Source organism: Priestia sp. JNUCC 25 (assembly GCF_053667915.1).
Genome location: NZ_CM132211.1, coordinates 4,362,292 through 4,374,968 on the forward strand (window position 1 = coordinate 4,362,292; position 12,677 = coordinate 4,374,968).

Genomic DNA, 12,677 nt, shown 5'->3' on the forward strand with positions numbered 1-12,677 from the left:
CATTTTCACATTTTAAACAACGTTTTTTATTTTATCACAGGGAAAGGATGGAAGTAATATATTCCACCCGATTCCTTTATTCTTTATACAAGTTTGTTAATACTTGAGACATATCTGATGACAGCAGTGTAAGCAAACTAATCACACGCGCATATTCCATGCGGGTCGGTCCCAGTATAGCAATTGTGCCAAGCTGTTCGTGACCAAAGGAATAACTAGCTGTAATTAAGCTGCACCCTACCATTTCATTCAATTTATTTTCATGACCAATTTTCACATGTATGCCAGCCTCATTTGGGCTTAACAGCTTATAAAACTGCTGTTCATGTTCAATAATATTAAACAGCCCGCGAATTTTATTAAGGTCATGAAATTCCGGCTGAGCAAACATATTCGTTTTGCCGCCAACTACTAATTTGCCATTCATGTTGAGCTTTAATGCATCATTGAGTATATCCATCGTCTGCTCATACCCTTGAATATGGCTTTTTAAGAGCGTCGCTACTTCTTTGTACATTTTATCATGTAAATCAGTAATGCGAACGCCGATGAGCTTTTCGTTTAAAATGTTAACCATTTTTTCAATATCGGAAGGTTGAATACTGCTCGGCAGCGTAATCGTCCGACTTTCAACGTGTCCTGTATCGGTCACAATAATGGCAACAGCTGACTGAGCCGTTAAAGGTAAAATCTGCAGCTGTTTTAACTTATGGCTGACCGCTTTTGGTCCTAGCACAATAGACGTTAAACTCGTTAAATCAGATAAAATTTGTGCTGACTTTTGAACGAGCTGCTCCAGTTCTACAATGCGTTCAGCGAATACCGAACGTACCGTGGAAACGTCGCTTGCTTTCAAGTGCTGCGGGGACACTAGATGATCAACATAATAACGATAACCTTTCTCAGACGGAACGCGCCCTGAAGAAGTATGAGTTTTTTCAATAAATCCAAGTTCTTCTAGGTCTGACATCTCATTCCGAATCGTAGCCGAACTAAAATTAAACTCTTCTTTCTTAGATAATGTTCGAGAGCCTACCGGCTGCGCAGATCGAATGAAATCATCAATAATGACTTGTAAAATTAATAACTGTCGATCAGTAAGCACGCTTCATCACCTCTGTTAGCACTCTAAAACTCTGAGTGCTAAATCTAATAATAAATTACCAAATCACTATAGCGATGTCAACGATTTGATATTAGATTATCCCAATAAAGGCTTGAAAAACTTCATTCCCCAAAAATCGACCATTGTGTGTTAAAAAGACTGAGCTATTGTCTTCACCCAAAAGTCCTTTCTCTTTGTATTCTTGAATAGGTTCTCCAAATACATCTTTTAATTCTCGATTGAATTTTTTCTTAAACTCCTCTTTTGAGACTCCTTTCGTTTTACGAAGGCCCAAAAACATTTCTTCTTCCATTTTTTCAGCCTCGGTCACGCTCACTTCATTGAGATATGCATTTCCTTTTTGCTCGACTGAATCAATGTACTTTTTTAATGGTCCAATATTTGCTCGTCTTATTCCGTCTATATAGCTATGTGCGCCTGCGCCAATTCCGTAATAATCGTCGTTGTTCCAATATGTTAGATTATGAATACTCTCGTAGCCTGGCTTTGCGAAATTACTGATTTCGTATTGATGAAAACCTTGTTTGTCCATTTCTTTCATAAGCAGCTCATACATAGCTGCTTCTTCTTCTTGAGCAGGCAGGGGTAGCTTTCCTTTATTCATTAAATTATAAAATACCGTTTTAGGTTCAATAATCAACGAATAGGCAGACATATGCTCTACCTCTAATGAAAAAGCCGTTTGAAGCGTAGAAGAAAAATCAGCTACCGTTTGTTCCGGCAGGCTATAAATTAAGTCTAAGCTTATATTCGACATTCCAATCTTTCTCGCTTGTTCAACACAATCAAATACCTGTCTATTTGAATGCACACGTCCAATTTTCTCCAATAATCTTTCATTAAACGTTTGTACACCAATGCTTAAACGATTCACGCCATAGTCATGGAGAAGCTGAAGCTTTTCTTTTGTCAATTCATTCGGATTCGCTTCAAATGTAAACTCACCTTTTTCGTCATAAGGGAGGTACATACGAATGGATTCTAAAAAATACTCTAGCTGCTGTTCATCTAAGGCTGTAGGCGTCCCACCCCCAACGAATATCGTGTTTAAATTGGTCGTTGGATAATGTTCAACTGCTTGTTTCATTTCTTCTCGCATGCTTTCCAAATACGGCATAACGGGCTGATTTTTGAAAAACACTTTATTAAAGTCACAATAGTGACAAATATGATGACAAAACGGGATGTGCAGATATGCTGCCTTCACCATGGACTTCCACCTCAATCACATTTATAAATGATAAAAATACCGCAGAGTCTCTCTGCGGTATTTTTATCTATGTTCGTTCACACTTATTTACAGCGCTCAAAGCTCTTTACTATCGTATCAGATTAGCTTGATTTTCAAAACTAATTTGACATGTTAAATAATAGAATTTCAGCTATTAATCTTCATCCATGCGAAGAACAGCCATGAATGCTTCCTGCGGTACTTCAACAGAACCGACCTGCTTCATACGTTTTTTACCTTCTTTTTGTTTTTCAAGAAGTTTACGTTTACGAGAGATATCTCCTCCGTAACATTTTGCTAAAACGTTTTTACGAATGGCTTTAATTGTTGAACGCGCGACAATTTTTTGACCAATTGCCGCTTGAATCGGCACTTCGAACTGTTGACGTGGAATAAGCTCTTTAAGCTTTTCTACAATGACTTTACCACGATCGTAAGCTGAATCTCTGTGCACGATAAAGGACAGTGCATCGACCGTTTCACCGTTTAAAAGAATATCCATCTTCACAAGCTTCGAAGGCTGATATCCGATAAGTTCGTAATCAAACGACGCGTAGCCTTTTGTATTTGATTTTAATTGATCAAAGAAATCATATACAATTTCAGCTAGCGGAATTTCGTATACAATACTCACGCGATTAGCATCCAAGTACTGCATATCAATAAAGTTGCCTCGCTTCTTCTGACAAAGCTCCATCACAGCACCAACATAATCGTTTGGTACCATCATCGTTGCTTTCACATACGGTTCTTCTACGCGTTCAATCTTTTGTGGGTCCGGCATATTAGACGGGTTATCTACAGACAGATGAGTCTCGTCTGTTAAATACACGTCATAAATAACGCTTGGAGCTGTTGTAATTAAATCAATTTTAAATTCGCGCTCAATACGCTCTTGGATAATTTCCATGTGAAGCAACCCTAAGAATCCACATCGGAAACCAAACCCTAAGGCCTGAGACGTCTCTGGTTCAAACTGAAGTGCAGAGTCATTTAGCTCTAACTTTTCTAGTGCTTCACGAAGATCGTTATACTTCGCTGTATCAATTGGATACAGTCCGCAGTATACCATTGGATTCAGACGACGATAACCAGGAAGAGGTTCACTGGCTCCATTTTTAGCAAGAGTAATCGTGTCCCCTACTCGCGTATCTCCAACGTTTTTAATAGCTGCTGTTAAAAATCCTACGTCGCCAACAGAAAGTTCATCTTTAGCAACGGCTTTTGGCGTTAACACACCTAGCTCCGTTACCTCAAACTCTTTTCCTGTTGCCATCATTTTAATTTTGTCGCCTACTTTTACTCGTCCTTGTACGATACGAATAGATGCAACTACACCTCGGTATGCATCATAAAATGAATCAAAGATTAGTGCTTGAAGCGGTGCGTCTGGATCCCCTTCAGGAGCAGGAACTTTTTCAACAATTTGTTCTAAAATTTCTTCGATACCAATTCCTGCTTTAGCTGAAGCTAATACAGCTTCCGACGCATCTAACCCAATTACGTCTTCAACTTCTTGACGCACTCGCTCTGGCTCTGCACTCGGCAGGTCAATCTTATTAATGACAGGTAAAATTTCAAGGTTGTTATCAAGCGCTAAATATACGTTTGCTAGTGTTTGAGCTTCAATACCTTGAGCTGCATCTACTACTAGAATAGCACCTTCACACGCGGCTAAACTTCGCGACACTTCATATGTAAAATCGACGTGTCCCGGTGTATCAATTAGATGAAAAGTATACTCTTCTCCATCTTTTGCTTTGTATTGAAGCTGCACAGCATTTAATTTAATGGTAATTCCACGTTCACGTTCTAAATCCATCGAATCTAAAAGCTGAGCTTTCATTTCTCGCTGTGTTAACGCATTTGTTTTTTCTAAAATACGGTCTGCTAATGTTGACTTACCGTGGTCTATATGAGCAATAATCGAAAAGTTTCTGATTTTCGATTGTCGTTTCAATCTTGCTTCTCTATCCATATTTTTTTCACTCCTACTGAAAATCGGCAAAATACACTAAATTAAATTATAACAACACATTCGTCAACATTCAATAAGCATTCCATTGGGGATTTTTCCATACAAAAAAGCAGAAAGAGATTCTGCTTTTAATTAAGAAGATGATGGATAGCCTTAAAAGCTTTTCCTATTGTACTTTTCACGCCTTCCGCTAGACTTTGACCTAGCGAGGAGAAAAAGTTAAAAGCCTTTCGTTTTTCTAGAAACTGCTGTTTTTCATCAATGTTCACGACTTTTTTTGAACCTAAAACAGCAGCTTCCACCTGACCATCTGATGTTTTAGACACATTAATAACATGTTCAATCGAAGGATCATTATATCCCTTCATTTTAATCAACCCTTGCTGAGCCGTCTGCATCCCTAAAAATACGACGCACAGTAAAAAAATGGTTAGCACTACTGATTTTAAAGTAAATTTAATCATATTATTAGGCCCCTTACTTCTTTATCTTCTGTAGTACTAACCATTATGACTATATTGTGAAGAACTCATTCACCTAAAAGCGTATTAATGAGTATATGCCCCAAAGTTCTCTTGATCCACTTCATGATGCAAAGCAGCGTTAAGTCCTCCTGCAACTACATTAGCCATATCTTCAATAAACATATCCACTTCTTTTGGCGTAACCATCAAATTATGGCCTAAAGGTGCAAGCACTTCATGAATAAGACGTCTTTTTTCTTCATCTGGAAGGGTGCCAATCATACCGAGATACGTTTGACGCTGCTCTTCATTGGGTAAGTCATCCTCCGTGAGCTTCTTTTTTTCTCCAAACGTCATACCGGACGGAAGCAGCGACTTAGACGGCTTTCCCTGCTCTTTCATTTCTCGGCCGAAGTGTTTTAAGATAAAGTCAATTGTATCGCTTGTAATGGAAACAGCATCCACTACCGTTGGAATACCTATTGCAATAACTGGAATGCCAAGTGTTTCATAACTGATTTCTTTGCGCTTGTTTCCAACCCCAGACCCCGGATGAATACCTGAATCTGAAATTTGAATGGTAGCATTTACCCGTTCAATCGAACGAGCGGCAAGCGCATCGATTGCAATGATAAAATCTGGATTCACTTTCTTTACAACGCCAAAGATAATATCACTTGTCTCAATACCCGTCATTCCCATTACTCCCGGAACAATGGCGCTAACGGGTCTAAAGCCATCTTGCACGCTTTCAGGCTGTAGCTCAAACAAATGTCTTGTAATCAACAAATTATCTACTGCCTTTGGTCCAAGCGCATCTGGTGTAACACTTAAGTTTCCAAGACCCACTACAAGACAGCTAGCATCATCTGGAATGTTGAGGCTTTTAATAAAAAAATTCAGCTCTTTAGCAAATACTTCTTCCATGGCCTCTTGCTTTTCAGTGTCCTGCTCGCGAATGCCTACCGATTCAAGGGTTACATATCGGCCTTTTTTCTTACCTATTGCTTCTGCGCCCTCTTCCGTAATTTCTACCATTGAGATTTTGACACCTTGTTCTTCTTTTTCTTTTACAATTACGCCTTTGATTTCTGACTGGTTATTCGGTTTAGGCTGATTCTCTAACGCTATGTCTTTTGCTTCGACAGCTAAATCCGTGCGCACGCTATATTGACTTAAATCAAGTTCTTTTTCCATTTCTTAACCTCCTAGACAATCTTTGTTGAAATTATTGTCACCGAGGACTGGCAGATTCATGCATTTAAGAAATGAAAAGTGGAAGGAAGGGCGCAATATCAGCTACAAGCTTTTAAAGAGAGCTCTGTCATATAAAATTCCTTGTCAAGGCTATTGCATTCTGTCCTTGTGTTTGATAAAATATCTTTTGTTCTTATTGTGAAGAATGTCGAGTTCTATATAATCTCGATTGTTATCATTTCGGGAGGTGAAACGGATGCCAAACATTAAATCAGCTATCAAACGTGTAAAAACTACTGAAGCTCGCCGTGCTCATAACATTCAAGCTAAATCAGCTATGCGTACTGCAATCAAAAACTTTGAAGCTTTAGTTGAAAACAACGATGTAGATAACGCAAAAGCAGCATTTGCTGTTGCTTCTAAAAAATTAGACAAAGCTGCACAATCTGGTATTATCCACAAAAATGCTGCAGCTCGTCAAAAATCTCGCTTAGCAGTAAAACTTAACGGTTTATCTGCATAATTGAGACAAAAACGATCCCATTAGGATCGTTTTTTTATTGCGCTCTTTTTAATAAAAACAGCTGTAAAATAAGCGCTTTATCCATTTTTCCCGTCTTCATTTCATAATCTGCCTCTGCTAAATCCTTTAAAATTTCTTTAAGCTGCTGTTCCTCAAAACTTCTGCTCTGCTGCAAAGCAATTTTCACACGAAACGGATGAACCTTAATCGTTTGAGCAATTTGCTGCTGACCGTACCCTTGACTAGACAGCTGCTTCGTATGATAAATCAAACGAAACTGCGTCGCTAACAAAGATAAAATTTTAATAGGCTCTTCGTTATTACGCAGTAAATCCTGATACATATTTAAAGCAGTAGAAACCTTTCGCTGAATAACAGCGTCAATAAGCGTAAATACATTTTGTTCAAGCGTTTTTGCCACAAGCTTAAGCACAACTTCTTTTGTAATGACTCCGTCTTGTCCAACATATAACACCATTTTTTCAATTTCATTTGTCACAAGTGTTACATTAAGACCCACAAGCTGAATAAGCAGCGTCACAGCATCTTCATCCATATTCACTCCATCTTTTGAAAGTAAATTATGAATCCACTGCTTCATTTCTTTTTCACCAAATTCGTTCGCTTCAATGTAAGCTGCTTGTTTTTTTAATAATTTTGTTATTTTTTTTCTTTCATCCAGCTTTTCATAAGGGGCTAGTAGAATTAACGTTGAAAAAGACGGGGGCTGCTCCACATATTGCTGCAGTTTTGCTAGATCATGCTCTACTTTATCTTTCGATTTTTCAGCCGTTAAAAATGCTGCATTTTTCGCAACCACTACACGCTTGTCTCCTAAAAAAGGAAGCGTTTCAGCATCTTCTAGAACTTGATCAATCGATGTTTCTTCTAAATCGTATAGTGACAAGTTAAATTCTTTATCTTCTTCATTTAACGTATAGTCGACGATTTTATCTCTAATCTTTTTACTCATAAATGCATTGACCCCGTGTATTAAGTAAACGGGGGCTATATTATTTTTGGTAATACTTTTTAAGCTATCAACTGCCAACGTATATACGCTCCTCTTTTTTATTCATCTATATTGATTATGTATAGTTACTGATAAACAAAATACAATTTCTATCGTAAAGGTGTTATGAGTTTTTGGCAACAATACAAAAGGAATTGCCTTAAAACGACAATTCCTCAGTTTATGATAAACATTAACAATATAAGCCCTAGGTTACTTATTTGTTAATGATTAAACCCTTATCTCTATTTTCTCCTCATGTCTATAAAGTATAGTTGTTAACTGTTGTCAGTTTGTGAAAACGCTTTTAAATTGTCTAGATTTTTAAAAAAAGTTAGATTATACTGTAAACAGGAGGGGTGTTAATGAACCAATTTGAAGAAAGTGTCCAAAGTAAACGCAACGACGCTGTCGATTCTGCCGTAGGATTTGGTGTTTCATTTGGCTTTTTCACTGCCTTATTTGTTATTGCAACTGTGATTCACTACTTGGGTTCGTAAAATTGCTTCAAGGCTGCTTCTTAGCAGTCTTTTTTAGTTCGTTTTTCTTACTATAGACTATGGAAGTTGCTGCGAAAACGTTCCTGACTTTTTTGTAAATTCATACATTACCCCACCATCTTCATCCGTTCGATAAATATACACTCCGTAGCTTTTCAGAAGCTCTAATATTTCTTGATGAGGATGACCATAACGATTTTTTTGTCCCGCTGAAACAAGCGCTACTTTAGGATTTAAATGTTGAACAAACTCTTCTGAAGTTGAGGTTTTACTGCCATGATGCCCAACTTTTAATACATCTGCTTTAAGGTTTAGAAAGTCTTTCAATATTCTTTGTTCTCCTTCCTTTTCTAAATCTCCAGTGAATAGCCATCTTAAATTTCCTAACTTAGCGTCTATTACAATTGAGCCGTTGTTGCTCGTTTCTTCGAAACCTGTCGGAGAAATAATCTGAAATAACACACCTCCTTCTTGCCAGCTATCTCCTTGTTGAACAATTTGAACAGGCACTCTTTGTTTTTGAGCAGCGATCACCAAGCCAGTCTCTACGTCATTTAATTCAGCTTTTTTCCCAAGCACCAGCTCTCCGACAGCCACTTGTGAAAATAAATGCTGTGCCGCCCCTGCGTGATCATAATCGCCGTGTGTGATAATCATTTTATCTACCCTTGTTATTCCTTTTGAATGCAAAAAGGGAACAAGTACATCTTCTCCCACGTCAAAAGAAGAACGACGTTTTTGCCATGGTTCTTTTGGAAATGAAACGGTTCCTCCCGTATCGATCATATACACACCTTTTCGATAAGGAAGCTCAATGATAAAGCAGTCTCCTTGTCCTACATCGACCATTGTGACCGTTCCTTTTGGATTCAAATAAGGATACATACATTGTGCGGCTAACAATGCCACGAGAAGAAACATATAGCGAACGAAAAATTCTCCTTCTTCGACCGCCACAAATACAGCATAAATGCATAAGTACATGCCCAAAAACAGCACAATGTGGGGTTTTCCCGTTACAAAATCAGCGGGAATCCAATCAAAAAAGCCAAGCAATTTTTCACAAAAAAGTAAAAGAACATGAAGAATTTGCTCCAGCAGTTCACTCACTCCCGGCAAGAGGATACGAACAAAAAGAATGAGCAAACAAAGAGGTAATATAACAAGAGAAAACAGCGGTACAAAAACCATATTTAATGGCAAACTGAGGAGAGATACTCCATAAAAATAGTACAACAATAAAGGAAGTGAACTGATTTGTGCAATCGCTGAAACAACCATGAACTGGCTGAAAGAAGAATGAAAACGAGGTAAAATCGTCTGACTCGATAAAATCAATGCAAAACTAACGGCAAAAGAAAGCTGAAATCCTACGTCAAATAAATAGTACGGCTTAAAAAGCAGCATGGCCATAAAAGCAAGGCTGATGCTATCAACCAAAAGAATTTTTCTTTGTATTTTTATCGATATAAGCATCAGCATACTCATAAAAACAGCTCGGACAACTGAAGCGCTGCCACCGGCCAAAACCATGTATACAGGAAGAAGCAAAAGTAAAAGCGTAATGGCTCGCTCGCGCGTTATTCCAATCCGAATGAGCAAATAAAAACACATCGCTGTCAGCAGTCCAACATGAAGACCTGATATGGCAAGCAAGTGGATTAAACCAAATTGCTGATAGCGCTTGATACTCTCTTCTTCGATGCCAGTGCGCTCGCCATAAATTAGTGCCTGCATAAACCCAGCGCCTGGATCCGACATATTTTGTTGAATATAATTAATTCCTTTTTGACGAATAAAGGTAAGGTACGTAAGTGGAGTTAAAGTGGGGAGCTGACATTTTACCAAATCAAGTCCCTTGACGTTAAGCTGCCAATGAATAGACTGATGGTACAGATATTGCTGATAATCAAATGCATGAAGGTTGCGAGCAGGTGAAGGAGAAGTTAATTGCCCCCCTAGTTGACAAACTTGATGAATCGTTAGCTTTTCGAGCTGCTGTTTCTCTTCCAACGTTTTTAGTTTATAAAAAGCCATGACCTCTTCATTTTGAACCGTAAACTTAAAAGTAAGCTTGTCGCCGTTACTATGCGGAACAGAGGAAATTTCGCCTGTAAAAGAAGAAGATTCAGCTAAAAGAACCGTTTTGTTATGCTTATTTGTCTCAGCTAATAGGTAGACGCACAAAACACTCAACAGTGCAGAAGCAATAACCACTTTCCTCGGACATTGTAGCCATTGAAAAATGAAAAGCACGATTAGCAAAAACAGGCTTACAGCGGAATGATTATCATATACATATAAAGCTATCATCATGCTAAAAGCACAGTAAATATAATATCCTTTCACCTTTAGCTCCTTTCTTCTTAAAAGAAAGAGGCTCCTTACTGTTACCAAGTAAAAAACCTCTTTTACCTTTAATTTGCCGTAAACAAAGCGAGAGCTTCACGCTGTAAATTCATCACTTCTGCTTCGTCCGCTCCGCTTTTTTCTAAACGAGCGAGAACATCCGTCACAAATTGAAGCTTCTCTTTACTTTTTAAGTCAATGATTGCTTCATCAAGTTCAACTTTTGCTGTTTTCACTCCCGCCTGTTGAAATAACTCAACAGCATACGGATGATTTTTGTAATCATTAGCGTAATATACTGTTTTAATTCCCGCTTGAATAAGGGCTTTACAGCAGTTTAAACAAGGAAAATGCGTGACGTATACTTCCGCATCTTCTGTTTTTACACCAAACTTAGCACACTGCAAGAGTGCATTCACTTCTGCATGGACAGTTCTTACACAGTGTCCATCAATCACATAACAGCCTTCGTCAGCACAATGCACGCCTCCGCTGATCGAGCCGTTGTATCCTCCAGCTATAATACGTTTATCACGCACCACTGTAGCCCCAACAGCCAGACGTTCACAAGTGCTTCTTAAAGCTAGCAAATGGCTTTGTGCCATAAAATATTGATCCCATGAAATCCGGTTCATCTCATTCCCTACCTTTTTATTTAAAACTGAATAATTATAATTATACTTGTCTCTTTCATAGTGTAGCGTTTCTTTTCCTTTTTCGTCAATAAGTCTCTACTGTACCGTAATTTGAGCTTTGATTTTTTCTAGCGACTTCTCGCCAATACCTGATACTTGCCCCAAATCCTCTACTGTTTGAAACAAGCCATTTTCCTCTCGATATGAAACGATGGCACTCGCTTTTGAAGGTCCAATACCATTTAGCGTTTGTAGTTCATCAGTGTTCGCTGTATTGATATTAACAAGGGGCTGATCATTTGAAGTTCCTGAGGAAGAGATTGAAGAAACTGGAGATGAAGGCGGGATTTCTTCTCCAGCAGCTGGGATGTAAACAGCCATTTCATCTTGTAGCTTGCTAGCTAAATTGAGCTGTCTTAAGTCCGCTTCTTTCGTAGCGCCTCCGGCTTGTGCTAGAGCATCTTTTACCCTTGCATCTTTCGGAAGCTGGTATACACCAGGCTTCTGAACAGCTCCTTTAATATCCACCATAACAAACGGGGAATCTTGGCTCGAAATTACTTGATCAGACGACTCTCCTTCTTTTTTTGCAGCAGAAGATTCTGCCTTTATCATATCTGAGGTTTGAAGAGAACTTTCCGGTTTCTCTCCGCCTGTGCGATAGATATAAAAAGCCAAGCTAACTGCTAAGCAAATACACCCAATTAGCCATTGTTTTTTTGAAAAAGTCAAATTGTACACTCCTTTGAATTTTGAAGTAACGTCATAAATTCCATTACGTCTTCATAGTGTTTAGAAGAAAAGGCTTTTGAAGGAGGGAATGAATCAGTGAACATAGGGTTTATCGGAACAGGAAACATGGGGAAAATATTAATTGATGCGTTTATTGAATCAAAAGCCGTACGTCCTTCTAAAATTACTATTATGAATCGCACAAAAAAAAGAGCCAAAGAGATTCAACAGCAGCATAAAAAAATTCATGTTGCTGATACAGCTGAAGAAGTTGTTCACGCATCCAAAGTCATTTTTATTTGTGTTAAGCCATTGGATATTCACCCCCTTTTAATAAAATTAGAACCACTGCTGACGAAAGATCACTGCATTGTATCCATTACCAGTCCAATTAGCGTAGAACAAATCGAACGCCTCGTTCCGAGTCAAGCAGCTAGAATTATCCCTAGCATTACGAATCGGGCATTAGCAGGTGTTTCTCTTTTCACGTTTGGAGAAAGATGTACGCCTTTTTACCAAAATTATTTACATGAATTATTTTCATCTATGTCAAAGCCTGTGGCTATTGATCAAACGATTACGCGCGTATCATCCGATATCGTAAGCTGCGGTCCTGCATTCTTCAGCTTTTTGCTTCAGCGCTTTATTGATGCAGCAGTTCAAGAAACAAATATTTCTGAAGAAGAAGCTACCGTCATGGCCAGTGATATGATTATTGGAATGGGAAAACTGTTGGAAAAAGAAATATTTACGCTTCCTACCTTGCAGGATAAAGTATGCGTAAAAGGCGGTGTAACCGGAGAAGGTATTAAAGTTTTAGAAGCTGAACTCGGAGAGATGTTTGTGCACGTATTTCAAAAAACACATGAAAAATTTGACGAAGACATTGAGCTTGTTCACAATCAGTTTGATAGTCTTATTCCATAATTT

12 protein-coding genes are annotated in these 12,677 nt (G+C 38.4%); 3 read left to right on the forward strand and 9 right to left on the reverse strand.

The window, feature by feature from the left end:
- Positions 1–76 precede the first annotated feature (76 nt).
- The 5 genes from hrcA to gpr form a co-directional block, all read right to left on the reverse strand.
- Complete coding sequence (gene hrcA, locus JNUCC25_RS22925; RefSeq protein WP_013059244.1) at positions 77–1,105, reverse strand: heat-inducible transcriptional repressor HrcA; 1,029 nt, start codon at positions 1,103–1,105, stop codon at positions 77–79.
- A 91-nt stretch (positions 1,106–1,196) separates the two neighbouring features.
- Positions 1,197–2,336 (reverse strand): radical SAM family heme chaperone HemW, encoded by a 1,140-nt coding sequence (gene hemW, locus JNUCC25_RS22930; protein WP_013059245.1) that lies wholly within the window; start codon positions 2,334–2,336, stop codon positions 1,197–1,199.
- A gap of 175 nt (positions 2,337–2,511) precedes the next feature.
- Positions 2,512–4,335 carry a translation elongation factor 4 gene (lepA, locus tag JNUCC25_RS22935; protein WP_013059246.1) on the reverse strand — a complete coding sequence of 608 codons (1,824 nt, stop codon included), beginning with the start codon at positions 4,333–4,335 and terminating at the stop codon, positions 2,512–2,514.
- A 128-nt stretch (positions 4,336–4,463) separates the two neighbouring features.
- Positions 4,464–4,799: a DUF3679 domain-containing protein gene (locus JNUCC25_RS22940; RefSeq protein WP_014458177.1), complete on the reverse strand. Its 336-nt coding sequence runs from the start codon at positions 4,797–4,799 to the stop codon at positions 4,464–4,466.
- A gap of 84 nt (positions 4,800–4,883) precedes the next feature.
- Positions 4,884–5,996 carry a GPR endopeptidase gene (gene gpr / locus JNUCC25_RS22945; RefSeq protein WP_013059248.1) on the reverse strand — a complete coding sequence of 371 codons (1,113 nt, stop codon included), beginning with the start codon at positions 5,994–5,996 and terminating at the stop codon, positions 4,884–4,886.
- Positions 5,997–6,252: 256 nt separating this feature from the next.
- On the opposite strand from gpr, the gene rpsT reads away from it, so the two are divergent.
- Positions 6,253–6,519: a 30S ribosomal protein S20 gene (rpsT, locus tag JNUCC25_RS22950; protein WP_013059249.1), complete on the forward strand. Its 267-nt coding sequence runs from the start codon at positions 6,253–6,255 to the stop codon at positions 6,517–6,519.
- 34 nt (positions 6,520–6,553) lie between these two features.
- On the opposite strand, the gene holA is transcribed toward rpsT, so the two are convergent.
- A complete protein-coding gene (holA, locus tag JNUCC25_RS22955) occupies positions 6,554–7,570 on the reverse strand; it encodes a DNA polymerase III subunit delta (RefSeq protein WP_013059250.1) in 1,017 nt (338 codons plus the stop codon).
- A gap of 326 nt (positions 7,571–7,896) precedes the next feature.
- Here holA and JNUCC25_RS22960 point away from each other — a divergent pair, with 326 nt between their 5' ends.
- Positions 7,897–8,031, forward strand: coding sequence for a YqzM family protein (locus tag JNUCC25_RS22960; RefSeq protein ID WP_013059251.1), 135 nt, complete (start codon positions 7,897–7,899; stop codon positions 8,029–8,031).
- Positions 8,032–8,088: 57 nt separating this feature from the next.
- On the opposite strand, the gene JNUCC25_RS22965 is transcribed toward JNUCC25_RS22960, so the two are convergent.
- The 3 genes from JNUCC25_RS22965 to JNUCC25_RS22975 all read right to left on the reverse strand — a co-directional run bounded on the left by JNUCC25_RS22965 (position 8,089) and on the right by JNUCC25_RS22975 (position 11,747).
- Positions 8,089–10,380, reverse strand: a complete 2,292-nt coding sequence (locus tag JNUCC25_RS22965) for a DNA internalization-related competence protein ComEC/Rec2 (RefSeq protein WP_098476289.1) — start codon at positions 10,378–10,380, stop codon at positions 8,089–8,091.
- Positions 10,381–10,448: 68 nt separating this feature from the next.
- Positions 10,449–11,015 carry a ComE operon protein 2 gene (locus JNUCC25_RS22970; protein ID WP_025750557.1) on the reverse strand — a complete coding sequence of 189 codons (567 nt, stop codon included), beginning with the start codon at positions 11,013–11,015 and terminating at the stop codon, positions 10,449–10,451.
- Positions 11,016–11,111: 96 nt separating this feature from the next.
- On the reverse strand, positions 11,112–11,747 hold the full coding sequence (locus JNUCC25_RS22975; protein ID WP_013059254.1) for a helix-hairpin-helix domain-containing protein: 636 nt from the start codon (positions 11,745–11,747) through the stop codon (positions 11,112–11,114).
- 96 nt (positions 11,748–11,843) lie between these two features.
- Here JNUCC25_RS22975 and comER point away from each other — a divergent pair, with 96 nt between their 5' ends.
- The gene (gene comER / locus JNUCC25_RS22980; protein ID WP_013059255.1) at positions 11,844–12,674 is read left to right on the forward strand and encodes a late competence protein ComER; all 831 of its coding nucleotides are present in this window, start codon (positions 11,844–11,846) and stop codon (positions 12,672–12,674) included.
- Positions 12,675–12,677: the final 3 nt, after the last annotated feature.

Bases quoted from the DNA above. Each gene is read 5' to 3' on its own strand.
- hemW (WP_013059245.1), bottom strand. From the start codon at position 2,336: ATGGTGAAGGCAGCATATCTGCACATCCCGTTTTGTCATCATATTTGT.
- JNUCC25_RS22970 (WP_025750557.1), bottom strand. From the start codon at position 11,015: ATGAACCGGATTTCATGGGATCAATATTTTATGGCACAAAGCCATTTG.
- lepA (WP_013059246.1), bottom strand. From the start codon at position 4,335: ATGGATAGAGAAGCAAGATTGAAACGACAATCGAAAATCAGAAACTTT.
- gpr (WP_013059248.1), bottom strand. From the start codon at position 5,996: ATGGAAAAAGAACTTGATTTAAGTCAATATAGCGTGCGCACGGATTTA.
- JNUCC25_RS22960 (WP_013059251.1), top strand. From the start codon at position 7,897: ATGAACCAATTTGAAGAAAGTGTCCAAAGTAAACGCAACGACGCTGTC.
- rpsT (WP_013059249.1), top strand. From the start codon at position 6,253: ATGCCAAACATTAAATCAGCTATCAAACGTGTAAAAACTACTGAAGCT.
- JNUCC25_RS22940 (WP_014458177.1), bottom strand. From the start codon at position 4,799: ATGATTAAATTTACTTTAAAATCAGTAGTGCTAACCATTTTTTTACTG.